The organism is Bradyrhizobium sp. 134 (assembly GCF_023074155.1).
GTDB lineage: Bacteria > Pseudomonadota > Alphaproteobacteria > Rhizobiales > Xanthobacteraceae > Bradyrhizobium.
Genome location: NZ_JADPKX010000053.1, coordinates 756,563 through 780,266 on the forward strand (window position 1 = coordinate 756,563; position 23,704 = coordinate 780,266).

The window sequence follows — 23,704 nt, forward strand, 5'->3', positions numbered from 1 at the left end:
AGCCTTGGCGAAGGCGCGGATGCGGGAGAAGGTGGCGTCAGTGCCGCACCGCGTTCAGTTCAACGTCGCCCGGCTTCTCTGCCAGCCTGAACCGCAGCGTGAACTGCGCGCCGCCCCCCGGAAGATTCTCCACCGCAACCGTCGCCGCGTGATCATCCGCCACCGCGCGCACGATCGACAGCCCGAGGCCGGCGCCGTCGCTGCGCTGGCGGTCGGCGCGCCAGAAGCGAAGGAAGATCAATTCGCGCTCGCCTTCCGCAATTCCCGGTCCGCAATCGCGCACGCGCACCGCGCCGTCCTCGCTCACATCGACATCGACCGACGTGTCCTTTGCCGTGAACTTGATGGCGTTTTCGGCGAGGTTGAAGATCGCGCGCTGGAGCATCACGGAATTGCCGTGTATCAGCACCGGCCCCTCGGTGCCCCTCAGCGCGATGTCCTTGTGCTGCGCGATCGCGAGCGGCGCGATCGAACCGACCACCTCGGCGCAGACCGCGCGCAAATCCGCGGTCTCGCCGGGATCGAGCACCAGCGTGTCGAGCTCGGCGATCTCCAGCAGCTGCGCGACGATGCGGCTCATGCCCTCGATGTCGGCATGCAGCGCCTGCCGTGCAGCGCCGTCGCCGAGCGTCTCGATTCGCGTACGCAGGATCGCGAGCGGCGTGCGCAATTGGTGCGCGGCGTCGGCGGTGAACTGCCGCTGCACCCGAAAGCCGTCCTCGAGGCGGTCGAGCGCCTGGTTGACGGCGGTGACGAGCGGCATGATCTCGCGCGGGATCTGCTCCGTCGGCAGGCGGATGTCGGTGCGCGCCGGACCGATATTGCTTGCCTCCTCGGAGGCCTTCCACAGCGGCGCGACAGCGCGGCGAAAGATGATGATGTCGATGGCGAGCAGGACCAGCAGGATCGGAATGGTGATCCACCCGACCCGCCGGAAGAAGTTCGACACGATGTCGTCGATGATGACGTCGCGGTGCGCGAGGTCCTCCGCGACGCGAATGCGTATCACCTTGCCGTCGATGGTGCGGGTGACGCCAGCGCCGGAAATCGTCTCGGAGAGCGGCGGTGGCGCGACCGTGGCAGTGCCGGTCTTGCGACGCGACGAGAACAGCAGATGTCCCTCGGCATCGCGAATGTCGTACTGGTAGCGGCCATAGGCTTCCGAATATAGGCCCTTGAGACTGTCCGGCAGGTTGAACGTCAGCAGCCCGTCGGGCTGGACGACGATGCGCTCGGCCAACACCTCGGCCTGGGCGCGCATGGCGTCGCGGTGCAGCTGGTCGATCTCGGAGTTGAGCAGCCAGAACAGCACCAGCGGCAGGAAGATCGCGACCACCGCGACCGCCACGATGTGCAGGAACACGATGCGCCAGATCAGCGATTTGAATGTCGGCGACCTCGCATGGATCCCGGCGCGGAATCCGGCCTGAGATCCGATCCGGGCCACGCTATTTCTCCTCGGCCATGAGATAGCCGACGCCACGGATGGTGTGGATCACGACCTTGGCGCCGTGCTCGGCGAGCTGCTTGCGCAGCCGCGAGACGTAGACCTCGACCGCGTTGGAGGCGACCTCGCCGTCGAGGCCGAAGATGTGGTCCTCGACGTTCTTCTTCGGCACCACCCGCCCCTGCCGGCGCAGCAGGATCTCGAGCACCGAGGTCTCGCGCGCGGAGATGATGCGCGGCTGGTCGTCGACGAAGATCTGGCGGCTTTCGGTGTCATAGACAAGGTTGGCGAGGCGCAGCGAGCGGCCGAGCAACTGGCCCGGACGGCGCAGGATCGCCTCCAGCCGCGCCACCAGCTCCTCCATCGCGAAAGGTTTTGCGAGATAATCGTCGGCGCCGCTGCGCAGGCCGCTGACGCGGTCCTGCAAGCCGCCGCGCGCGGTCAGCACCAGCACCGGCAACGGCTCCATCTGCCGGCGCAGCTCGCGCAGCACCGACAGGCCATCGCCGTCGGGCAGTCCGAGGTCCAGGATCATCGCGGCATAGCTGACGCTGCTGACCGCCTCGCGCGCTTCGGCGACGCTGCCGACGATGTCGCTCTCATAGCCGGCCGCCGACAGCCCGCCGGCAACGAGCCGCGACAGCTCGGCATTGTCTTCGACGATCAGAAGGCGCATCGCATTTTCCCGCGGGATGTTCCGGTGCAAGCACGGCTCGCGCCGCATCTACGACCTCTTCCACCATCCGCACGATTTCGGCCAGAACACAAGCGAGCCCGGTTTCGCTTTTAACTTTGTCAGGTTGGTGTAAGCTAGTCGGGCCGGTGCCCATATGGCCGCGCATGTCGGCTGCTGGGCTGCAGGCAAGAAATCCGCGGCTCGATCAAACGTTACCGCTTCTGACCCATTCTGACATCAAGCGGCCCGCGGCTATTCGCCGGAACGCGAACCCTTTCATGCTTGCGATCCGCAGGTCGCCCTAGGCTTTTTGGATAACGATGAGGCTGTTCTCAAAGAGGAGGAAGCTGCAATGCGTGAACCAAACCTTGAAAAGCTGAACGCGCTGGTAGGAAAGCTGGTCGGCGACCTCGGCATCGCGCTTGGCGGCGCCAGCATACTGCTCGGCGATCGCCTCGGACTCTACAAGGCGATGGCGGATGGTGCCATGATCACTCCGTCCGAGCTTGCGAAGAAGACCGGACTGCATGAGCGTTACGTGCGCGAATGGCTGTCCGGACAGGCCGCTTCCGGATACATCGACTACCATCCGGAAAAAAATGCGTTCTCCCTCTCGGCGGAGCAAGCCATGGCGTTCGCCGAAGAGGGGTCGCCAGCCTTCTTTGCAGGCGCATTCGATGTCGTGCAATCCACCTATCTCGACGAACCCAAAGTCGCCGAAGCGTTTCGAACCGGGAAAGGCGTTGGTTGGCACGAGCATTCGAAGTGTCTTTTCTCCGGCACCGAACGCTTCTTCAGGCCGGGCTATAACGCCAATCTGGCTTCGAACTGGATTCCGACGCTCGAAGGCGTCGAAGCGAAACTGAAAGCCGGCGCCAGGGTAGCCGACGTCGGATGCGGCCACGGCGCCTCTACGATTGTGATGGCGCAGGCCTACCCCAATTCAGAGTTCTTCGGGTTCGATTACCATAAGCCTTCGATTGAACGCGCCAAGGTCCTGGCACAAGAAGCGGGAGTTGGAGACCGCATCACGTTCGCGCAGGCCAGTGCCAAGGATTTTCCAGCCAAAGACTATGATCTGGTGGCGTTCTTCGATTGCCTGCATGACATGGGCGATCCCGTGGGTGCAGGCAAGCATGTCAAGGAAACGCTAGCCAAGGATGGGGCTTGGATGATCGTCGAGCCGTTTGCTCATGACAATCTCAAGGACAATCTCAACCCGGTCGGATGCGTCTACTATCACGCCTCGACATTCATTTGTACGCCGGCATCACTGTCTCAGGAAGTGGGCTTGGGGCTCGGCGCACAGGCCGGTGAAAGCAGATTGCGTCAAGTGGCGACTGAAGCGGGCTTCAGGCGCTTCCGCCGCGCCACCGAGACGCCGTTCAACATGATCTTCGAAGTGCGTCCTTGACCGATCCGGCCGTTGCCTCGGTCCTGCAAGCCGCCGCGCGCTAATGGACAGATGCCCCGGCGTCGCGGCGCGCGCTAGCAACTTCTAAGTCGGCATCGCATTGGTCCGTGGCCTGACGAACTGAGGAGCTTGCCGGTGATAACGATTCCAGAACTGACGTCCCAAGCGCTCGGTGCGTTCCTGATCTCGGAGACAAGAGGCCGCTTCGGCTCGTCGCATGCCACCTTACCGGAATTGCTCCCCTACGCGGCAAAGCTTGCCCTGGAATGTATCGGCAACAGCGATGCATTATACCACAATGTCGAGCACACGTTGTTGGTCACGCTGGTCGGGCACGACATTCTGATCGGCCGCTCCCTCCTGAGGCCGACGACGGCGAGCGACTATGCTCACTTCATCCTGGCCTGTCTGATTCACGACATCGGCTACGTTCGGGGAATAATCCATGGAGACCAAGAGGGAGCCTATGTCGTTGATGGTACCGGCCGAACGGTGGAGTTGCCGATCGGCTCCTCCGATGCAGCGCTTGCACCCTATCACGTGGACCGCTCGAAATTGTTCGCCGCGGAGCGTCTCGACGCCGTCGACCAGATCGACGCCGCTCGCGTTGCCAGGGCCATCGAGTATACCCGTTTTCCCTATACGGACGAACCAACGAGCGAACTCAAGGATGACTTGGACGAGGAGGAAGGTTTGCTGCTCCGCGCCGCTGATCTGATTGGTCAGCTCGGCGATCCGAACTACATGAAAAAGTCAAATGCGCTCTTCTATGAATTTGAGGAGATCGGGCTCAACAAATCGCTCGGATACGCCACGCCCGCGGATGTGGTGTACAAATACCCTCAATTCTACTGGACCAAGGTTGCACCCCAAATCCAGGCTGCCATCCGCTGCTTGAATGTAACCTCGAGCGGACGGCAATGGATCAGCAGCCTGTATGGCAATGTCCTACGCGCTGAGCGAGAAGTCAGACTGTCTGGTCCACAGCTATAGATCGGCGTTCTAAACCGTGGTTTTCGGCAAAGAGGCCGGCGCGGCCTGAGGGGGCGCCGTTATAGGCTACTCGCGCCCCGTATTGCACGCGCGAGTCTGCACCAACGCCAGAGGCCGTTCGCCGGAACCTCGCGCCGGCTCGGACGTCTGCTTTTCATCGAGGAACCAAACACCCCGCATCCCCGTTTGCCTCGGCTGCAACATTTCTCACTTGCATGAGGCGTCGTGCAGACCACCGAAGGTAATGCACATGCGGGTTGCACGACGAACACGTTCCCCCTCGCTTCTGTCCGACTGCCTGGCCGCCCTCACGCGACATCCGGGCGCCACCGCATTTGCTGCCGCAGGTACTCTCATCGCGGCTACCGCAATCATAAACCGGCGGCTCGCGAACAAAGCGCAACGCGATAATCCTCCGCAGGGGCGGTTCATCGACATCGAGGGGGTCCGCCTGCACTATTTGGAACGCGGCAGGGGCAAGCCGCTGGTCTTGTTTCACGGCAATGGCAGCATGGTCCAGGATTTCGACGCGAGTGGATTGATCGATCTCGCGGCCGAGAACTACAGGGTCATGGTGTTCGATCGTCCCGGTTTTGGGCATAGCTCGCGGCCGAGGCACGTCGTCTGGACCCCGGATGCCCAAGCGGACCTGTTCAAGAAGGCGCTCGATCAGTTGGGGGTCTCTCAAGCGATTGTCCTTGGCCATTCGTGGGGAGCGTCGGTTGCGGTTGCGCTGGCGACAAGACATCCCTCGTTCGTGCAGGCTCTCGTGCTGGCCTCGGGCTATTATTTCCCGACTCCCCGCGCGGACAGCGCCGCGTCGGTGCTGTCCGCGCTACCAGTGGTCGGGGACGTCATCAGCTCCACGATTTCGCCGCTAGCCGGTCGGATGATGTGGCCCGCGATGTTGCGCAAGCTGTTTGGCCCCCGGCCGGTCCCGAACAAGTTCGCGGGCTTTCCGAAAGAAATGGCGCTCCGCCCATCACAGATGCGGGCCACAGCGGCTGAAGCGACGATGTTGATCCCCGCCGCATTCTCAGGTTCGAAGACTTATGCAGAGCTCAAGATGCCGACGATCATTATCGCAGGCCAGGACGATCGTCTGATCGATATCAAGCAGTCGGTCAGGCTGCACGGCGAGGTCAAGCAGAGCAAATTGCGCCGCATCGACGGAGCGGGACACATGATTCATTATTCCGCAACCGCTGACGTGATGGCAGCCATCGACGAAGCTGCTGCCGAGGCCGTGTTGATCCATGGAAAAGAGGGTCCGGGCGTACAACAGCCCCGAGAGACTACCGGCGCCTGACGCGCAGATTGTTGGCGAGAAAGCGGTGACACGGAATTTCCGAATAAAATGCCGAGCGCCCCAAAGGACGTGATGACCCGGCATAGCGCCAACGGTTCGTGGCGATGCCCATCGGTTCGTAGATGTGTTCAATCGGCACCAGCTCAAATTGCTGAATGAAGGTTCGCGAAGCAATGCGTAGTCGCAGACGAACAGCGCCACTTATGGCCGTCGGCGAGCCTCATGGCTCGTTTGAGGATCGCTTCTGAGCCAACTCGGGCACGGGACCACACTTCAACCCACCCTCCCGGTCGAACCGAGACCTTTTCTACGGGGTATGGTATCTGTCGATCGCCCGTCGGCAGAGATGCCGATCTGGTCGGATCAGCAGGAAAGCAAAGCGCGATGTTTCCTAGCCAGGTGACGATGCCGTTGTGGCACGAAAAGCACCTTCGGGCTGCCACTCGCGCGGCCGGTGTCGCTCTATGGTCCTGGAACGTTGATACCGACGCCATCACCATGGATGAACCCGCGTACGACCTCTGGGAGGTGTCCAAGGACGAGCAGAACATTACGTTCGAAATACTCTCCAAGAGTATCCACCCGGCCGATCTTGAGAGGGTCAGATCAGCATTTGCGGCTACTCGCGCAGTCGTGGGCTCTTACGAAATCGATTTTCGTATTCTAACCGGAAGCGATATTCGTTGGATTTCCGCTCGGGGCCAAGGCGACGACGCCGACATAGCGGATCGAACTATGTTCGGTATTTTCCTGGATGTCACCCAACGCAAGCAAGCTGAGGAAGCCAACGAGCTACTGGCGGGCGAGATGAGCCACCGGCTGAAAAACCTTCTCACCGTCGCAACGGCGCTGACTCAAATCAGCTCACGCTCGGCAGCATCAAAAGAAGATATGGCCCAGGAGCTGACCAGCCGCCTGATCGCTCTTGGACGTGCTCAGGACCTCGTTCGCCCGGTACCAGGACAAAACAGAGGGGGGACGCTGCTTGGAGACCTCATCTCCGTTCTGCTTGCGCCGTACGACGAGGAGGGAGCCAGTGTTCGTATTCGCGTCTCGGTCCCCAAGATGAACGTGGGAGAGGCTTCCAGCACAGCACTCGCCTTGGTGATGCACGAACTGGCAACCAACTCTGCGAAATACGGTGCGCTGTCGCTTTCGAGTGGCACCTTGGACGTATCGTGCAACGCCCACGAGGACGAGGTGTTGGTCAAGTGGACGGAGCGGGGTGGTCCCCCTGTTGTCGCTCCAACAAAGCTCGAAGGCTTCGGAAGCCAGTTGGTGCACCGAAGTATGGCCGCCCAGCTTGGCGGGGCTATAAGTTTTGACTGGTCGGAAGAGGGTGTGGTGATCATCCTGCGCATGAGCAAAGACCGCCTTGCGAATTGATGCTCAGCTGATTTCCCGCGCCCACTCCTGTAACCCGTCTGCGATTGATGCGATTGTAAAAATGGTCGCCGGCCGGAAGCGGCGTCTTCAGCAAGTCGCCGCCGAAGAGCTCGTGAATCAATAGCGAAGTGACGTTGCATTGTCCTGCCGCCGGATGCTCGCCGTCCATTGCCTGGCGGTTGCCAACGACCGGCCCTTGCGCAGCGCGCTTTGAACCTCATCGGGATCGAAGCTCATCGTCACCCAGGCTGACCACCGAGGCGCCAATTTCGGATTATACGATAATGCCTTTCTGCCACTGTTTTGCCCGACGAGTCAAACGGTCTCGCTGAAGCAGTCGCTTCGTACGCCTGACCCACCCCGCTTTTGGCTCCCAAAATGCCAAGTTGCCATCGCCCTCGCGATGCCCGGGCCTGCCTGCCATTAACTCCATCGCATCAAGCTGTTGGCTGCACTCGCAGCGCCTTGTCCTCTCGCCCCTCGTCTACTGTGCATGGGGTTGTTTTTCAGATTTTTTGTTGGACGCCCCGCCCGTACCGCGGCGACACCGCCGCTCGGCGGCGTTGCCCCAAAGAAAAAGCCCGGCCTCGCGAACGAGACCGGGCGTGTCGTCTTGCGACTTGCTCGAAGATCAGCCGCGGGTGCGCGAGCGGATCATGAAGCTGTCGTAGGTGTATTCGGCGACCTGCCACCACAGATATTCGTCGGAGCGGTAGGCCTGCATGGCGTCGATCGACTTCTTGAAGTCGGGATTCTTGGCCGAGATCTCGCCCCACAATTCGTTGGTCGCCTTGAGACAGGCTTCCAGAACCTCATTGGTGAACGGGCGAAGCTGCGTTCCGCCGGCGACCAGACGCTTCAGGGCGCCGGGGTTCACCATGTCGTAACGCGCGGCCATCCAGGTGTTGGTGTTGACGGTCGCGTTGGTGAGGATCGCCTGGTAGTTCTTCGGCAGTTCGTTCCACTTGTCGATGTTGGCGAAGGCGTGAACGGTCGGACCGCCTTCCCAGAAGCCCGGGTAGTAGTAGTACTTGGCGACCTTGGCGAAGCCGAGCTTCTCGTCATCGTAGGGGCCGACCCATTCGGCCGCGTCGATGGTGCCCTTCTCCAGCGACGGATAGATGTCGCCGCCGGCGAGTTGCTGCGGCACCACGCCGACCTTCTGGAGCACCTGGCCGGCAATGCCGCCGATGCGCATCTTGAGGCCCGAGAGGTCGGCAACGGTCTTGATCTCCTTGCGGAACCAGCCGCCCATCTGGGTGCCGGTGTTGCCGCAGGGGAAGCCCATCACGTTCGACTTCTTGAAGAACTCGTTGGCGAGCTCGTTGCCGCCGCCCTGGTAGAGCCAGGAATTCTGCTGGCGCGCGTTCAGGCCGAACGGCACCGACGCGAAGATCGCGAAGGTCGGGTCCTTGCCGACGTAGTAATACGACACCGTGTGGCACATCTCGACGGTGCCTTTCTGGGTCGCATCCAGCGCCTGCAGGCCGGGGACGATTTCACCCGCCTGGAAGACCTGGATCTGAAACTTGTTGTCGGTCATCTCGGCGACGTACTTCGCCATCTGCTCGGCACCGCCATAGATGGTGTCGAGCGACTTCGGGAAGCTCGACGTCAGGCGCCACTTGATCTCGGGCGAGGACTGCGCGATCGCCGGCGAGGCCACCGCTGCGGTCGCCGCCGCACCGGCTGCCGACACTTTCAGGAAATCACGACGCTTCATCTTCAGTCTCTCCTTGTTGGGGCGTTTCCCCTAACTTCCTCTTTGCTGCCGCTCATTCCGGCGACGCGTTCTTTGGCCGCGTCGAACCGAAGGGGCTTGACTGCCGTGGGCCTTTAACACGGAAGCCCCGCTTTCGAAACGCGACATTGGCATGACAGGGCTCTACGAAAGTCGCATGTCCCCGGGGTATTGGTTTGAAGGGATTGCTTGGATCCGCTCAGGCCGCGGCGATGACGCCCTTGAGCTGGTCCCGCACCTGTCCCGCGATGGCGCGGTAGATCGCCGCATGGGGACCGTCCGGCTCGCTGTCCACCACGGGCGTGCCGGCGTCCGAGGTGGCGCGAATCGCCATGTGCAGGGGGATCTCGCCCAGGAACGGTACCCCGAGCTTCTCGGCCTCGTGGCGCGCGCCGCCATGGCCGAAAATGTCGGATTTCGTGCCGCATTGCGGGCACTGGAAATAGCTCATGTTCTCGACGATGCCGAGCACGGGCACGTTGACCTTCTTGAACATCGCAAGCCCCCGCCTTGCGTCGATCAGGGACAGGTCCTGCGGGGTCGAGACGATCACGGCGCCCTTCAAGGGGACGTTCTGCGCCAGCGTGAGCTGGGCATCGCCGGTCCCCGGCGGCATGTCAACGACGAGGACGTCGAGCTGGCCCCATGCGACGTCGCGCAGCATCTGCGTCACCGCCGACATCACCATCGGCCCGCGCCAGATCATCGCGGTCTCTTCCTCAACCAGGAAGCCGATCGACATGATCGCCAGGCCAAAGCGCTTGAGCGGAATCATCTTGCGCTCGCCATCCAGCTCCGGCTTCTCATGCAGGCCCGTCAGGCGCGGCACCGAGGGGCCGTAAATATCGGCATCGAGCAGCCCGACCTTGAGGCCGAGATCGCGCAGGCCGAGCGCAAGATTGAGCGCGGTGGTGGACTTGCCGACGCCGCCCTTGCCCGAGGCGACCGCGATCACGGCCGCGACGCCCGGAATCTCGGACTGCCGCGCCATCGGCGATTGGGCGCCGCCCTGCGGCGGCGGCTTGTGGGCGTGGACCGGCTGCACGCCCGGCGTGCCGCGACTGGGCGTTGGCGGCGGCGGTGGTGCCGCGCCCGCCTTCCGCTCCGCCGTGAGCGCCACCATGACGGTGGTGACGCCGGGAATGGCGCGCACAGCGGCCTCGGCCTCGGCCCGGACGGATTCCCAGGCGCGCGCCTCGGCGGCATCGACATTGATCGAGAAGAACACCTTGCCATCGGCCGCGCTGATCGCGCTCAGCACATTGGCATTGGTGAGCGCGACCCCGCGGGGCGACTTGATCCTGGCGAGGCTGTCGAGAACCTGTTGCTGCGTCACGCTCAAAGCGCATCTCCTAGAATTCAAGATGCCCCATTAGAGCGGAAACGCCCAAAAGGCTACTGCCTGCCGATGTCGTCAGCCATCTCGGCGGGCGCCGCGCCCTGCTCCAGGGCAGCCTCGTAATTCAGCTCGATCATGACCCCGTTGGGGTCATGGACGAAGATCTGCCAGAGTTCGCCGCCGGGCACTTGGCGGGAGTCGAATTTCATCCCCTTCGAGGCCAGCCGCTGCTTCATGCCGTCAAACCCGCGGCTGGCGAAGGCGAGGTGGTGGACAACGCCGGAATCCGGCTTTTGTGGCTCGGCAGTCGGAGAAATATCGACGAGGTGCACCACCGGCTTACCCTCGCTGTACATCCAGGCGCCGGGAAAGGCGAAATTCGGCCGGGCGCCCTTTTCCAGGCCCAGCACGTCCTCGTAGAAGCGGACGGTCTCGGCCAGATTCCGGGTCCGGATATTGAAATGATCGAGCACGCCCACGCTTACGCCGCCCATGCCTTCGCTCCCTTTTTTTGAAGTCCTTAGGTCCGCCACCCTAGCACAAGCGGGGGCCAAACGAACCCGTTGCCCTCCGGCCTCAAGGGTTTATGGTGCGGCCGATCTGCCGCAATGGCGGAACCGGACGGCCCTCGCCCGGCAAGAACCGTAAAACCTAAACTACGGACAAGGTACCACAGATGGCTAAAGTCGCTTTCCTCGGTCTCGGCGTGATGGGCTTCCCCATGGCCGGACACCTCGTGAAAAAAGGGGGCCATGAGGTCACCGTCTACAACCGCACCGCGGCCAAGGCGAAGGAGTGGGCGGACAAGTTCGGCGGCAAGACCGCCGCGACCCCGAAGGCTGCAGCCGAGGGCCAGGATTTCGTGATGTGCTGCGTCGGCAACGACAACGATCTGCGCGCGGTCACGATCGGTGCCGATGGCGCGTTTGCCGGCATGAAGAAGGGTGCGACCTTCGTCGACCACACCACGGCTTCCGCCGAGGTCGCGCGTGAGCTCGATGCGGCCGCGACCAAGGCCGGCTTCAAGTTCATCGACGCCCCCGTGTCCGGCGGCCAGGCTGGCGCCGAGAACGGCGTGCTGACGGTGATGTGCGGCGGCGCGCAGGACGCCTATGCGGGTGCCGAGCCGATCATCACAGGCGCCTATGCGCGGATGTGCAAATTGCTGGGGCCGGCCGGCTCCGGCCAGCTGACCAAAATGGTCAACCAGATCTGCATCGCCGGCCTCGTCCAGGGCCTCTCCGAGGGTGTTCACTTCGCCAAGAAGAGTGGCCTCGATGTCGCCGCCGTGATCGAAACCATCTCAAAGGGCGCCGCGCAGTCCTGGCAGATGGAAAACCGCTACAAGACCATGAACGAGGACAAATACGATTTCGGCTTCGCGGTCGAATGGATGCGCAAGGATCTCTCGATCTCGCTGGCCGAAGCCCGCCGCAATGGCGCCAATTTGCCGGTGACCGCGCTGGTCGACCAGTTCTACGCGGAGGTCGAGAAGATGGGCGGCAAGCGCTGGGATACGTCGAGCCTGCTCGCGCGCCTTAATCGCTGACCTCTGACGAAGTGATTCTGCCTTGCTGATCGCACTCGCCGCAATCTTCGTCCTCGCCTATGCGGCGATCGCGCTTGAGCATCCGATCGGGGTGAACAAGAGCGCGTCTGCGCTACTCGGCGCCGGCGTGCTCTGGACAATCTATGCGCTCGCGACCGGTGACCACACGGTGGTCGGCCGTCAGCTAGATGAGTCCGTCGCCTCCACCGCGCAGATCGTGTTCTTCCTGATTGGCGCGATGACGATCGTCGAGGTCATCGACGCCCATGATGGTTTCGAAGTCATCACCTCCCGCATCAGCACGACCAGCCAGGTCCGTCTGATATGGCTGATCGGTTTCGTGACCTTCTTCCTCAGCGCGATTCTCGACAATCTGACCACCACCATCGTCATGATCTCGCTGATCCAGCGGCTGATCGCCAAGCGCGACGACCGGCTGCTGTTCGCCTCTCTCATCGTCATCGCCGCAAATGCCGGTGGTGCATGGACCGTGATCGGCGACGTCACCACGACCATGCTGTGGATCGGCGGACAGATTTCGCCCCTGAAAATCATGGGCGCGGTGTTCCTGCCCTCCCTGCTGAACCTGCTGGTGCCGCTCGCATTCATCAGCTTTTCGCTCAAGGGCAAGACCATCGCACCGCCGCCGAAAGAGGACGGATTGCAGAGCGTCGATCCGTTCGAGCGGAACGTGATGTTCTATCTCGGACTCGGCGTACTGATCGCGGTGCCCGCCTTCAAGACGGTCACGCACCTGCCGCCCTTCATGGGTGTCCTGCTCGGGCTTGGCGTCGTGTGGCTGGTGGGCGAGATCGTTCATCGCGACAAGGATGAGCATGTCCGTGGTCCGCTCACGCTGGCGAATGCGCTGACGCGGATCGACATGGGCTCGATCGTGTTCTTCCTCGGAATCTTGCTCGCGGTCGCCTGCCTCGAACATGCCGGCTTGCTCTCCATGCTGGCCAAATGGCTGGACACCGCGATCGGCCGACAGGACATCATCGTGATCGTGCTCGGGCTGCTTAGCGCCGTCATCGACAACGTGCCGCTGGTCGCCGCGACGATGGGCATGTACGACCTGGCGCATTATCCACCCGACAGCTTCCTCTGGGAGTTCATCGCCTATTGCGCCGGCACCGGCGGTTCGATCCTGATCATCGGCTCGGCCGCGGGCGTCGCCGCCATGGGGCTCGAGCGCATCGAGTTCCTCTGGTACGCCCGTCGCATCGCCCTCCCGGCGCTCGCCGGCTATCTGGCGGGAGCCGTGGTGTACATCGCGCAGCACGCGGCGCTGCATTGAGCGGCTCACGTCGGATCCAAAATTAACGCCGGGTTAACGTAATTCTTTAGCTCCTTAAGTCACCTCTTAAGGATTTCTTGCCAGAGATAGACAATGCAGAAGGCCCGTCCCGCGCGGGCAGGAATTGTTGTTGTGCGATGAGTAAACCCGCTGAAAAGCCCGAGGTTGTGCAGCTTCCGGCCGAGCCGGTGAGCGTGCCGTCGGCGAGCCATCGCCGGGCTGCGGCACAGCGGGTGCGCGAGGCGCGCGACAAGTTAACGTCGACCAGTGGAACCCGGCCGGCTTTCGACGCCGAGATGCTGCGCCATTACGCCCAGACCCGGCTGTCGGCCTCCTATGTCGTGATGCTGCTTGTGGTCGCGACGGGCGTGCTGTTTGGGCTGTGGATGCAGCCGATCCCGGCCGCGGCCTGGACCGCCGGCATGCTGTGCATCCATGCCGCGATGATCCGCAGCTGCCACCGCTTCCTGGCCGAGCCCGCCTCGCCCGCAGCAACGCGCGCATGGCAGACGCGTTTCGTCGTGCTCGACCTGCTCTATGGCCTTTGCTGGATGGCGATCCTGATCCATCCCGTGCTCGACATGATCACGGAATCGCTGATGATGTTCCTGATGCTGCTGGTGATCGCAGTATCGAGCATGCTGGCCGCCAATCTGCCGATCGCCGCCCTCGCCGCCACCGCGCCGGTCGCGGTCGCGATGGCGCTGAGCTTCGTGATGACGGGCTCGCTGGACAATTACATCCTGGCCGCGCTCGCCCTCGCCGCCGAAGGCTATTTCGTGCTGCTGGCCCACCGCCTGCACTCTTCGACCTTCGCCACGCTCGAGGCGCGCGCCGAGAAGGACGCGCTGATCGGCGAGCTCGAACAGGCCAAGGCGATCTCGGACGAAGCGCGCCACCGCGCCGAATCCGCCAATGTCGCCAAGTCGCGCTTTCTGGCGCAGATGAGCCACGAACTGCGGACGCCGCTCAATGCGATCCTCGGCTTTTCCGAGGTGATGAAGAGCGAGATTTTCGGCGCGCATGCCGTGCCGGTCTACAAGGAGTACTCGGCGGACATCCACAATTCCGGCGTCCACCTGCTCAACCTCATCAACGAGATCCTCGATCTGTCGCGGATCGAGGCCGGCCGCTACGAGCTCAATGAGGAAGCGGTCTCGCTGGTCGGCATCGTCGCCGACTGCCATCATCTGATGAAGCTGCGCGCCTCGAGCCGTGGTATCACCATCCACGAGGTGTTCGAGCAGGCAATGCCGCGGCTCTGGGCCGACGAGCGCGCGATCCGCCAGGTCGTGCTCAATCTGCTCTCCAACTCGATCAAGTTCACTCCGCAGGGCGGCGAGATCTGGCTCAAGGCCGGCTGGACGGCCTCAGGCGGACAATATCTCTCGGTGAAGGATACCGGCTCCGGAATCCCCGAGGACGAGATCCCGGTCGTGCTGGCCTCGTTCGGCCAAGGCTCCAACTCGATCAAGTCGGCCGAACAGGGCGCCGGTCTCGGCCTGCCGATCGCCAAGAATCTGGTCGACCTGCATGGCGGTACGTTCACGCTGAAATCGAAGCTGCGCATCGGCACCGAAGTGATCGTCACCTTCCCGCCCGAGCGCGTGATGAGCGCGCTGGCGCCGATGTCGGATGATTCTCCGCCGCTCCAGCCCGAGAGTTCCGCGGTAGCGGACGAGAAGCGCCGGCCCCGTCGCAAGCCGATCATGAGCGCAGGTACAGGCTCGTAACGAGATGCTTGCAGACATGCCAGACCATCCGTCACTATGTCCGAATGAGCAAAGAAACGCCCTGCGTGGCCGTCTGCATGATCGATCCCAAGACCAGGCTGTGCTTCGGCTGCGGACGCACATTGCCGGAGATCGCGCGCTGGCACGCCATGGAGAGCGCGGAACGGCTCGCGGTCATGGCGCTGTTGCCGGCGCGCATGAATCAGGCTGGACTTGCGCCCATCGCGGGATCGCCGGAACGCACCTGACCGGCCTGAGCGCATCGGGAGGTGCGCAATGATCCGATTCCTGCTCGTTCTCACCATGCTCGCCTGCACGGCAGGTGCCGTCGTCGCCTATGGCGATTCCGACCAGATCGCGCGCGCGAGCAGCAAGGTCTCGCATATCTTTCGCGCGCAGACCGCAGCGCCCGCCCCCGCCGTGCAGATCCCGCGCGGCCAGGGCGGCGAATTCGCGCTGCGCGCGAAGATCAACGGCGTGGCCGCACCGATGGTCATCGACACCGGCGCGACTTCGGTAGTGCTGACCTGGGAAACCGCGAAGGCGATCGGGCTGCCGCTCGAGATGCTCGAATACGACGTCGATCTCGAAACCGCGGGCGGTCACACCAAGGCGGCCCGCCTCACCATCGACCGCCTCTCCGTCGGTCACCTCGTTGAGAAATCGGTGCCGGCCCTCGTCGTGCAGCGCGGTCAGATGAAGACCAACCTGCTCGGCATGAGCTTCCTGGACCGCCTGGAGAGCTGGGGCGTGCGCGCCGACAAGCTGATGCTCACCGGTTATCCGGAGCTCCAGACCAGTCAACGCCGCTCGCGCCTGGCAGTCGACTAGACTTTTGCAATCCGGCTCGCCATGTGCCTCGGCTAGGCTGCCGCCTCCGTCGGCGCGCGGGCACCGACACGCGCGATCGCATCGCGCAGCACCTCGAGGCCGGCGCCCGGCTTCACCCCCTGCTCGGCAAGATGGCGGCGGAAGGCGCGCGCGCCGGGCACGGCATGGAATGCGCCGACGAAATGCCTCGTCATGGAGTGCAGCCGCGTGCCGCGCGCGAGCTGTCGTTCGATGTAGGGCATCATCGCTTCGAGCGCATCCTGCATCGAGGCATGCGGCGCCGCCTCGCCGAAAATGTCGGTATCGACCGAGAGCAGCCGCCACGGCTCCTGATAGGCGGCTCGTCCAAGCATCGCGCCGTCAACGTGATCGAGATGTGCTCTTGCCTCGTCGATGCCGGGGATGCCGCCGTTGATGATGACAGGCATATCGGCCATTGCTCGCTTGAGGCGATAGACGCGATCATAGTCGAGCGGCGGGATGTCGCGATTTTCCTTCGGTGACAAACCACTGAGCCATGCTTTCCGGGCATGCACGATCAGCGCATCGCAGCCGGAGGCGACGACCGCGCGCGCAAGGTTGTCGAGCGCGACCTCCGGATCCTGGTCGTCGATGCCGATGCGGCACTTCACGGTGACGGGCACGGTAGCCGCACCCTTCATCGCCTCGACGCACCTCGCCACGAGATCAGGCTCCGCCATGAGGCAAGCGCCGAAACGGCCGTCCTTCACGCGGTCGGAGGGGCAGCCGACGTTGAGGTTGATCTCGTCATAACCGAACTCCTCGCCGATCCGCGCCGCCAGCGCCAGCTCGCGCGGATCCGACCCGCCGAGCTGAAGCGCGACCGGGTGCTCGATCAGGTCGAACCCAAGCAACCGCTCCCGGTCACCATGAATGATGGCACCAGTGGTCAGCATCTCCGTATAGAGCAGCGCCCGCCGCGTCAGGTGACGGTGGAACACCCGGCAATGCCGGTCGGTCCAGTCCATCATGGGTGCAACAGAAAAGCGATAGCCTTGATATTTCAACAGTTTATCTTACTCTTCAATGGGATGAACCGCGAACGTGTGCACTCCAAACTAGACGAAATTGCACACGTTTGTACCCGTTTTGACCTCTCAGTGCACACATAGTGCACACGAAAGTCGGAGTGCACACGCGTGGCGACCTTCACACAAATGGCATCAGGGAACTGGCGCGTCCAGGTCCGCCGGAAGACCCGCTATGTGGCCGAGACATTTCGACGGCGCAAGGACGGCGAAGAATGGGCGCTCGAGATGGAGCGCAATATCGATCGCAACGGATCGTCCAAGCCACGCGTGGCGCGGAACGTTCGCACGTTTGGCGATCTGATCGACCTGCACGATGAAGACATGCATGAAGTTGGAAGGCCCCCTCGCCGGTCAAAAAAAGTTGCTGTAATGGCGTCGCTCAAGACTGCGCTCGGTAGCGTGAAGCTTCCCGCGCTCAATCGAGAGCGGCTGATCGAATTCGGAAGGAAGCGCGCCAAGGAAGGCGCCGGTCCCGCAACGTTGGCCATCGATTTATCTTTCATCCGGACAATCATAACTCATGCTGCCGCGGTGCACGGTATCGAGGTTTCAGCCGAGGAAGCCCGCCTCGCACGCGTCGCGTTAAGTCACCTCAACTTGGTGGGAAAAAGCAATGAGCGTGACCGACGACCCACACAGGACGAACTCGACGAACTAATCGAATACTTCGAGACGAACCGACGGCAATTCATACCGATGGGACGAATCGTTAGATACGCCGTGGCAACGACCTTGCGCCAGGAAGAAATCTGCAAACCCGAGTGGCCGCTGGTTGATATGAAGAAACGATTGGTGGTCATTCGAGACAGAAAGGATCCGAGGAATAAGGACGGAAATGACCAGAAAGTACCTTTGCTCAATCTAACGGGCTATGACGCGTGGGAGGTCGTGCTCCAGCAGCGCAATCAGTCCGACGGCGCGAAGTGCATCCCGCCCCTTTTGGTTAGCCTCATCAAGCGCTGATTTGCGAGGAGTCCAGTCAAGCTTCCTGCATCCCTTCGCTGCAGGAGAGACAGCCCGATACGTGCAAACGCTGCTCCATCTGGCCGGAGCGCGAGGAAGCCATCTTCGTTGCCGAAGAATCTGGAGCGCTGGCGAATATCATGCTTTACTGAAGCATCACCGGCCGAGGCTTTGTCCGTAGGCGTCGGTGGCTGAGAGATCGTGCGCTCCCGCCTGCATGTGCAAGGGAGCGATCATGCCGCACCGCAAGCTAATAGCGCGCCTACAGGCAGTCGGCGGTCTGTTCGAACAAGATAAGCTTAGACTCGCGCGCATACCATACAGGCTGAAGTCCTTGGCTGACGGCGAATACGCGGTGCGCGAGGGAGACAAGCCCAGCAGCTGCATCGTTGTGATCGACGGCTTTCTAGCCCGGCAAAGGGTGGTGAATGATCGAAATCAGATCTCGTCATTCTACCTAGCGGGGGACATGCCCGACTTGCCTACCCTGCTTTTGCCGATCGCGGATTGTGATCTTTGCAGCGTCGGCAACTCGACCATAGCCACTGTGCCCCATTCATCTCTCAGAGAGATGATGACCGAATCTCTCGGACTTGCACACGCTTTTTGGCGCGAAACGCTGATACACGCTGCCATCTATCGCGAATGGGTTGAGAATCTCGGAGCGCGCCAAGCCTTAGGTCGACTCGCGCATCTTGTTTGCGAGCTCACCACTCGGATGGAATTCGTCGGGCTGGCGGACAACGGCAGTTTCACGATACCGCTCACGCAACAAGATGTTGCCGATGCATGTGGACTTTCGATAGTTCACGTGAACAGGACGATCCAGGAACTCAGGGCTTTGGGTCTCATCGAATGGGAAAACCACACCGTTACTCTGCTCCGCGCACAGGAACTGCACGCTGTAGCCGAGTTCAGCCCTGAATATCTGCATGAATTGAACCCAAGCGCAGGATCGAAGCTCAGCAAATCTGGCTCAGGGTTTTAGGAACGCGCGGGCATTTACTAACTTAGCGCAAATGCCGCGTTTTCATTTCGACTATCATGAAGCGGAACGGGTTACTCTCGACGAGTTCGGCCAGGAAATGCAGAGCATTGTTGCAGCTCACAGGATGGCCATGGTCGCGCTAGGCGAGGCCGTGCGCGATTTTACCCTTGCTGCTCGTCCAGGCACCATCGCGATTGTCGTTAGGTAGGACGGCGGCGTTCTCCTGACAGTCTCTGCTACTGTTGAGCAGACTGAAGGGGAGACTTGGGCGAAAGAGGCCGCCGACTGCCGCCGCTTTTAAGGCTTACTCCGTCGCGCCTTGTGCATCCGGATTTGCTCCGCGCAACGCGCGAGGCATCGTTAGTCTGGGCGATGTTCCGCAGCGTTTCCCTCACAGGCGGGTGTTCTGCGTTGTCGGCCTTAGTCCGAACTCGTTTGCGTCGGGAACAAAGCCGCCAAGCTTTCCCTCAGCGGCTTGTGTCGTTGTGTTGCGTTGCGTTTGTTGCCGCGCCGAGCGGTGCTCGAACGTAGCCCAAGCCTGCCACCCACAGGACGCACAACCTTCACGAATGAGGCAGTGGATGCGTCATCGCATGAGGCAGTCGATGCGCTACGTACAGCCGTTTTGTTCAAGTTGGAACGAACAAATCCGCGCCTAGAAATACGACGTGCCGATCAGCGGATCCGTGACTTCTACCAGCCAGCAATTCGCTCCCTTTGAAGTGAGCGGACGGCATCGTATGTGCACTTTGGAACATAACTCGCTCTCATGAGTTCCTGATCCGGAACACACCTGACCGGCGACAGGGAGCGAGGGATGCAAGGGGCCGCGATTCTAATCTTGGTCGTGGAGGACGATCAGCTTGTCCGTGACCTGGTGGCAGATGCATTGTCCGACGGCGGCTTTACGACCGAGGTCAGCGTCTGTGGAGAGTATGCCGTCAAACTTCTTCTAAGCGACGCCACCAAGTATCGAGCCCTCATCACCGACATCAATTTGGTTGGTACTGTTGACGGTTGGCAAGTCGGCCACCGCGCCAGAGAGTTAAATCCTGACATCCCTGTTATTTACATGACGGGTGCGGCGGCCGATCAGTGGTCCGCTCACGGCGTGCCCAACAGCATCCTATTGAGCAAGCCATTTGCGCCAGCGCAGATCGTAGCAGCCGTCGCTCAGCTTCTGAACAACGGCGCGCCTCCAGCGTAGTGTCACACTGATGCCTACAAAGAAAAGAAGACCAAGAAGTCAACCGCTTCGTCGAAGCCGGTCGAGAAGCTGCCATGCAGCAGACGATCCTGAATGAATGGCCGAACTGCGGGCCTTGTGAAGAAGCTGCTGCGCAAGCTCAACTGATCGGTGCTCCCTTGAAGAGAGTGATCGGCGCCCCTAGGGAGTGCCAGGGGACAACGGCCGTCGATCGGCCTTAATATGCGATGACGGAGACCGCACCGACACAAGTCGTCTTTGCATGCGCGAGATGCGGCCAAGCGTACAGCGCTGTTCAATTCCGCTCTTCGTTGACGAGAGCAAGCTCTTTCAAGTGCCTATCCTGCGACGCTGTAGTTATCGCCTGGATGGGTGACTACGACTATGGGAATTGGAAGCCACTTTCCCGCACCACCCCAAAGATCGGTCTGCCCCGAGCCGCAGTGACGCGCCGCAAAAAACGGCAGCAATGTTGCCTGTTTATTTCCAGCGACGCCGCACCGCAATTGGCTGTATCGTTCCATTTTTCCAACAGCGGATTTGATTGCCATGCACCATATCCAGAGTAGGCATGTTGCCGCGATCCTCAAACTGACCGACCAGCAGCTTGAAGCAGTTCGCACCGCCCCAGATATCCAAAAGGAATATTCCGAAATCCTCGTCTTGAGAGAGAAGATAAAACTGGCGACCGATCTGAAGAAAGCTCGCCGGCAGCTCCTTGCTCCCTGCCTGCCACGCGCCTGAGGTAAATGATCCTGAACTCCACGATCACGTGTCCCAACTGCAGTCACGCTGCTGCCGAGGTCATGCGGACTGACGCTTGCCAGTTCTTCTATGACTGCAAAGGCTGCGGCGAGCGCCTGAAGCCGCTCCGTGGCGACTGCTGCGTGTTCTGCTCCTTCGGCACCGTTCCCTGTCCGCCGGTTCAAGAGAACGGCAAGGGCTGCTGTAGCTAGCTGCCCTGAAGGGAGCGAGCCGACATCCCTGAGGGAGTGAACACTCGCCGGAAGGCTTGCCGTGTGGATCCAGCCGGTTTTTAGATCGGAGAAGGAAGCCGCTTCTGTCGGGCGCGCGTCGCGCCAACGGGCTCTTTGAAGCAACCGCTGATGGCGCTGCACGACCGCGGAATGCAACTTAGGTCAGGAGCGCGCTCCTAATCGCTCGCGAGGCCGACCCGATATCTTCACGTGCCCGCAAAATTTTGATCCATCCATTTTAGAACGCTGCAAAATTTAATCGCGCTTCCGGTGCCGCCCGCATTGCGGCGGGTGCCGCGACGAAATCCGGCGAGAATGGGAACACTATTCGGAGCCGCGAGGTTCTTCCCGTTAGAGGCTAATGGAATGCGGAGTTTCTTCCATGGCTACCCAGATCGTTATGGACCACAGAGGCGACAGCAGACATTTCTTTGAACGAACTGATCCGAAGGGGCTCGCCGAGGCTGAACGGCGATTTAAGCAGCTCACTGATCAGGGATTTACCGCCGCCACGCGGACGGCGGGCAGTGAACTAAAGGTCACACGGTCGTTTGATCCCACCGCGGATGAGACGCTATTTTATCCGCGGCTCGTCGGCGGCTAAGCTATCGAGATGCGACAATGTTTCTGTTCAGACGCAGGGACGTCAACAGTGCGCGCTTCCGTGCCCTCCGTGAGCTTTATCGGAGCTTCACCGAGCAAAACGGCCCGGAAGCGCGTTCGCGGCGTCTGCTGCGGGATTGGCTATCTCCAGAGCAGCGCGCGCAATTCGATGCCAACAACTATTTCGAAGTCACCGGTTCTCACACCGGCAGACGATATCGAGTTCAATATGGTACCCTGAGCAATGTTGTAGAGCTTGACGTAACTGGGAAGCCCGCGATCGGCTGGTGTTTCGTTCCCGATCGTGCTCTGGCGGCTGGCGATGTGATGCTGGCTCAGAAAATCGCCCTCGAAACCGACGAAGCCGCGGTGCTCGCGCTTGCCCACCGGTTTTCTCCGAGACTGCCATCCCTGCCCCAAGTAGTGCGGCGTGCTTACTAGTTCGCTCACGGACCAGGCTGCCGTTGTGACGGTGACGTCTAGCGGTTCCATTCACGATCAGCGAGGTAGCGCCGAACGCGATCCTATTGGAGACCGCGCCGATAGAAGCTGTGTCGCAGGAGACGACCGCATTCCGTCCTACTGTTCAGGATTTCCGATATTTGCCGCGGGTGGAACGGATCATCGAGCCTGCGAGCACGCTCTGTCCGTGCGGTTGCGGTGCCATGACGAAGATCGGCGAGGACGTCAGCAAACGCCTCGACGTGATCCCGGCGCAATGGCGGGTGTTGGTCACGCGCCGCCCGAAATACATCTGTCGCCATTGCTCGGGCCCTGTCGTGCAGGCGCACGCACCGGAGCACGTGGTGCCCAGCGGGCTGCCGACCGAAGCGGCGATTGCGCACGTGATCGTCTCCAAGTTTGGCGACCATACGCCGTTTTACCGCCACGCCGAGATCTATGCGCGTCAGGGCATCCGACTTGATCGGGCGACACTGGGCAACTGGTCCGGCCACGCCTGCTTCCATCTTCAGCCTATCGCGGACCACATGCGCCAGCGCCTAGCCATGGCGGATCGTCTGTTCATGGACGAAACCACGGCGCCGGTGCTCGATCCCGGGCGAGGCCACACGAAGAAAGGGTACCTCTGGGCGATCGTCTCCGACGACCGCGGCCACAGCGGCCCAAGTCCGCCGATCGTGCTGTTCCGATATGCCCCCGGTCGCAGCGGTGCCTTTGCGGAGCAGTTCCTGGATGGCTTTTGCGGACACTTCCTGCAATGCGACGCCTATGACGGTTATGACCGGCTGACCGAAGTCGCTCGACCGCAAGGGCCGTGGACGCTCGTGCATTGCTGGAGCCATTTGCGCCGGCGCTTCGTCAAATTGGCCCGTAACAGCAAATCGCCGATCGCCGAGGCCGCCGTTCGGCACATCGCACAGCTTTACGCCATCGAAGCCATGGTGCGCGGCTCATCGCCGGACATCCGGCTGGCCGCGCGCAGGGAGCACTCGCTGCCCATAATCGCCGCGTTAAAGACTTGGTTCGAGAAACAGCTGTCGATGATCTCCAGCGGTTCGACGCTCGCCGAGGACATCCGCTACGCGCTCAATCACTGGCAGGGGCTGACCCGCTTCCTCGAAGACGGGCGCCTCGAGCTCGACACGAACCCGGTCGAGAACGCCATCCGGCCAGTCTGCCTGACCAGAAAAAATGCTGTCTTCGCCGGACATGAGGTCGGGGCTGAAAATTGGGCCTTGCTTGCGTCGCTCGTCGCCACCTGCAAGCTCAACGACATCAACCCGGCCGCCTACATCGCCGAAACACTCGAGGCCATCATCGACGGCCATCCCCATAGCAGAATCGAAGACCTCATGCCGTGGCGATTCCGCAAAGCGTCAAGCCAGCTCCAATAAGGGTCCCGGATAAGCGCTTACGATGTTCCGTGGCTAACTGACGACTTTGAGCGATGGTTTCGTTGGCTCGCTCGAGCAGGCGACGTGTCTCGGCGCTGAATTCTTCGGCCATTCTGCGCTCCTAACATACAAGGCGGGAGCGCGGAATTCTCTCAGCCACCGACGCCTACAGTCAGCCCCTCGGCCGGCGATACGTATCAACGTGCGGAGCCGCCTATCGTTGCTGGGCTCGTCCACTCCCCCTCAGGAGGAGTCAAGGCGCGGTAAGCCAGCCCTTGGAGAGGTTTTAGGAGGAAGCCCACCATGCCTCGGGGAATGGCGTCAGCAAAGTCCGATTGAC

At 61.7% G+C, this 23,704-nt stretch carries 24 protein-coding genes and 1 pseudogene; 17 read left to right on the plus strand and 8 right to left on the minus strand.

From position 1 onward, the window contains the following. Nucleotides 1–37 precede the first annotated feature (37 nt). Together IVA75_RS24525 and IVA75_RS24530 are read right to left on the minus strand one after the other, a co-directional pair. Entirely contained in the window at nucleotides 38–1,447 is a 1,410-nt protein-coding gene (locus IVA75_RS24525; RefSeq protein ID WP_247286718.1) for an ATP-binding protein, read from the minus strand. 1 nt (nucleotide 1,448) lies between these two features. Beyond that, the gene (locus IVA75_RS24530; RefSeq protein WP_027569404.1) at nucleotides 1,449–2,123 is read right to left on the minus strand and encodes a response regulator transcription factor; all 675 of its coding nucleotides are present in this window, start codon (nucleotides 2,121–2,123) and stop codon (nucleotides 1,449–1,451) included. Nucleotides 2,124–2,475: 352 nt separating this feature from the next. On the opposite strand from IVA75_RS24530, the gene IVA75_RS24535 reads away from it, so the two are divergent. The 4 genes from IVA75_RS24535 (at nucleotide 2,476) to IVA75_RS24550 (ending at nucleotide 7,225) form a co-directional block, all read left to right on the plus strand. After that, nucleotides 2,476–3,537: a class I SAM-dependent methyltransferase gene (locus IVA75_RS24535; protein WP_247286719.1), complete on the plus strand. Its 1,062-nt coding sequence runs from the start codon at nucleotides 2,476–2,478 to the stop codon at nucleotides 3,535–3,537. A gap of 135 nt (nucleotides 3,538–3,672) precedes the next feature. Beyond that, nucleotides 3,673–4,530 carry a hypothetical protein gene (locus IVA75_RS24540; protein WP_027569402.1) on the plus strand — a complete coding sequence of 286 codons (858 nt, stop codon included), beginning with the start codon at nucleotides 3,673–3,675 and terminating at the stop codon, nucleotides 4,528–4,530. A 250-nt stretch (nucleotides 4,531–4,780) separates the two neighbouring features. Next, the gene (locus IVA75_RS24545; protein WP_247286720.1) at nucleotides 4,781–5,839 is read left to right on the plus strand and encodes an alpha/beta hydrolase; all 1,059 of its coding nucleotides are present in this window, start codon (nucleotides 4,781–4,783) and stop codon (nucleotides 5,837–5,839) included. 384 nt (nucleotides 5,840–6,223) lie between these two features. After that, nucleotides 6,224–7,225 (plus strand): sensor histidine kinase, encoded by a 1,002-nt coding sequence (locus IVA75_RS24550; RefSeq protein ID WP_027569400.1) that lies wholly within the window; start codon nucleotides 6,224–6,226, stop codon nucleotides 7,223–7,225. Nucleotides 7,226–7,271: 46 nt separating this feature from the next. On the opposite strand, the pseudogene IVA75_RS24555 reads toward IVA75_RS24550, so the two are convergent. From IVA75_RS24555 to IVA75_RS24570, 4 genes and pseudogenes are all read right to left on the minus strand, one after another. Next, a pseudogene (locus IVA75_RS24555) lies at nucleotides 7,272–7,462 on the minus strand (hypothetical protein); the annotation flags it as partial. A gap of 394 nt (nucleotides 7,463–7,856) precedes the next feature. After that, nucleotides 7,857–8,948: a TRAP transporter substrate-binding protein gene (locus IVA75_RS24560; protein ID WP_007592593.1), complete on the minus strand. Its 1,092-nt coding sequence runs from the start codon at nucleotides 8,946–8,948 to the stop codon at nucleotides 7,857–7,859. A 217-nt stretch (nucleotides 8,949–9,165) separates the two neighbouring features. Continuing rightward, nucleotides 9,166–10,308 (minus strand): Mrp/NBP35 family ATP-binding protein, encoded by a 1,143-nt coding sequence (locus IVA75_RS24565; protein ID WP_247286722.1) that lies wholly within the window; start codon nucleotides 10,306–10,308, stop codon nucleotides 9,166–9,168. A 53-nt stretch (nucleotides 10,309–10,361) separates the two neighbouring features. Continuing rightward, nucleotides 10,362–10,799, minus strand: coding sequence for a VOC family protein (locus IVA75_RS24570; RefSeq protein WP_247286724.1), 438 nt, complete (start codon nucleotides 10,797–10,799; stop codon nucleotides 10,362–10,364). 182 nt (nucleotides 10,800–10,981) lie between these two features. On the opposite strand from IVA75_RS24570, the gene IVA75_RS24575 reads away from it, so the two are divergent. From IVA75_RS24575 to IVA75_RS24595, 5 genes are all read left to right on the plus strand, one after another. Further along, the gene (locus tag IVA75_RS24575; protein WP_027569399.1) at nucleotides 10,982–11,854 is read left to right on the plus strand and encodes an NAD(P)-dependent oxidoreductase; all 873 of its coding nucleotides are present in this window, start codon (nucleotides 10,982–10,984) and stop codon (nucleotides 11,852–11,854) included. Nucleotides 11,855–11,876: 22 nt separating this feature from the next. Continuing rightward, nucleotides 11,877–13,154 carry a sodium:proton antiporter NhaD gene (gene nhaD, locus IVA75_RS24580; protein ID WP_247286725.1) on the plus strand — a complete coding sequence of 426 codons (1,278 nt, stop codon included), beginning with the start codon at nucleotides 11,877–11,879 and terminating at the stop codon, nucleotides 13,152–13,154. Nucleotides 13,155–13,291: 137 nt separating this feature from the next. Next, nucleotides 13,292–14,887 (plus strand): HAMP domain-containing sensor histidine kinase, encoded by a 1,596-nt coding sequence (locus IVA75_RS24585; RefSeq protein ID WP_027569397.1) that lies wholly within the window; start codon nucleotides 13,292–13,294, stop codon nucleotides 14,885–14,887. A 44-nt stretch (nucleotides 14,888–14,931) separates the two neighbouring features. Continuing rightward, a complete protein-coding gene (locus IVA75_RS24590; RefSeq protein ID WP_027569396.1) occupies nucleotides 14,932–15,135 on the plus strand; it encodes a DUF1289 domain-containing protein in 204 nt (67 codons plus the stop codon). Between the two features lie 28 nt (nucleotides 15,136–15,163). Then, nucleotides 15,164–15,718, plus strand: a complete 555-nt coding sequence (locus IVA75_RS24595) for a TIGR02281 family clan AA aspartic protease (protein ID WP_027569395.1) — start codon at nucleotides 15,164–15,166, stop codon at nucleotides 15,716–15,718. Nucleotides 15,719–15,750: 32 nt separating this feature from the next. Here the strand turns inward: IVA75_RS24595 and dusA are convergent, their stop codons facing one another. Beyond that, on the minus strand, nucleotides 15,751–16,746 hold the full coding sequence (gene dusA, locus IVA75_RS24600; protein WP_256465160.1) for a tRNA dihydrouridine(20/20a) synthase DusA: 996 nt from the start codon (nucleotides 16,744–16,746) through the stop codon (nucleotides 15,751–15,753). 132 nt (nucleotides 16,747–16,878) lie between these two features. Here dusA and IVA75_RS24605 point away from each other — a divergent pair, with 132 nt between their 5' ends. From IVA75_RS24605 to IVA75_RS24615, 3 genes are all read left to right on the plus strand, one after another. Continuing rightward, nucleotides 16,879–17,733 (plus strand): site-specific integrase, encoded by an 855-nt coding sequence (locus tag IVA75_RS24605; RefSeq protein WP_247286727.1) that lies wholly within the window; start codon nucleotides 16,879–16,881, stop codon nucleotides 17,731–17,733. A 235-nt stretch (nucleotides 17,734–17,968) separates the two neighbouring features. Further along, nucleotides 17,969–18,721, plus strand: a complete 753-nt coding sequence (locus IVA75_RS24610) for a Crp/Fnr family transcriptional regulator (RefSeq protein WP_247286729.1) — start codon at nucleotides 17,969–17,971, stop codon at nucleotides 18,719–18,721. An 817-nt stretch (nucleotides 18,722–19,538) separates the two neighbouring features. Further along, nucleotides 19,539–19,928, plus strand: a complete 390-nt coding sequence (locus IVA75_RS24615) for a response regulator (RefSeq protein WP_247286731.1) — start codon at nucleotides 19,539–19,541, stop codon at nucleotides 19,926–19,928. Between the two features lie 338 nt (nucleotides 19,929–20,266). Here IVA75_RS24615 and IVA75_RS24620 read toward each other — a convergent pair whose 3' ends face one another. Next, on the minus strand, nucleotides 20,267–20,479 hold the full coding sequence (locus tag IVA75_RS24620; RefSeq protein WP_247286733.1) for a hypothetical protein: 213 nt from the start codon (nucleotides 20,477–20,479) through the stop codon (nucleotides 20,267–20,269). On the opposite strand from IVA75_RS24620, the gene IVA75_RS24625 reads away from it, so the two are divergent. The 5 genes from IVA75_RS24625 to IVA75_RS24645 all read left to right on the plus strand — a co-directional run bounded on the left by IVA75_RS24625 (nucleotide 20,478) and on the right by IVA75_RS24645 (nucleotide 23,364). Then, nucleotides 20,478–20,672 carry a hypothetical protein gene (locus tag IVA75_RS24625; protein WP_247286734.1) on the plus strand — a complete coding sequence of 65 codons (195 nt, stop codon included), beginning with the start codon at nucleotides 20,478–20,480 and terminating at the stop codon, nucleotides 20,670–20,672. The genes IVA75_RS24620 and IVA75_RS24625 overlap by 2 nt on opposite strands. 5 nt (nucleotides 20,673–20,677) lie before the next feature. After that, entirely contained in the window at nucleotides 20,678–20,884 is a 207-nt protein-coding gene (locus IVA75_RS24630; RefSeq protein ID WP_247286735.1) for a GDCCVxC domain-containing (seleno)protein, read from the plus strand. A gap of 403 nt (nucleotides 20,885–21,287) precedes the next feature. Then, nucleotides 21,288–21,509, plus strand: a complete 222-nt coding sequence (locus IVA75_RS24635) for a hypothetical protein (RefSeq protein ID WP_247286736.1) — start codon at nucleotides 21,288–21,290, stop codon at nucleotides 21,507–21,509. Nucleotides 21,510–21,526: 17 nt separating this feature from the next. Further along, nucleotides 21,527–21,949, plus strand: a complete 423-nt coding sequence (locus IVA75_RS24640; RefSeq protein WP_247286737.1) for a hypothetical protein — start codon at nucleotides 21,527–21,529, stop codon at nucleotides 21,947–21,949. Nucleotides 21,950–22,059: 110 nt separating this feature from the next. Continuing rightward, complete coding sequence (locus IVA75_RS24645; protein WP_346658436.1) at nucleotides 22,060–23,364, plus strand: IS66 family transposase; 1,305 nt, start codon at nucleotides 22,060–22,062, stop codon at nucleotides 23,362–23,364. The last annotated feature ends 340 nt before the right edge of the window (nucleotides 23,365–23,704 follow it).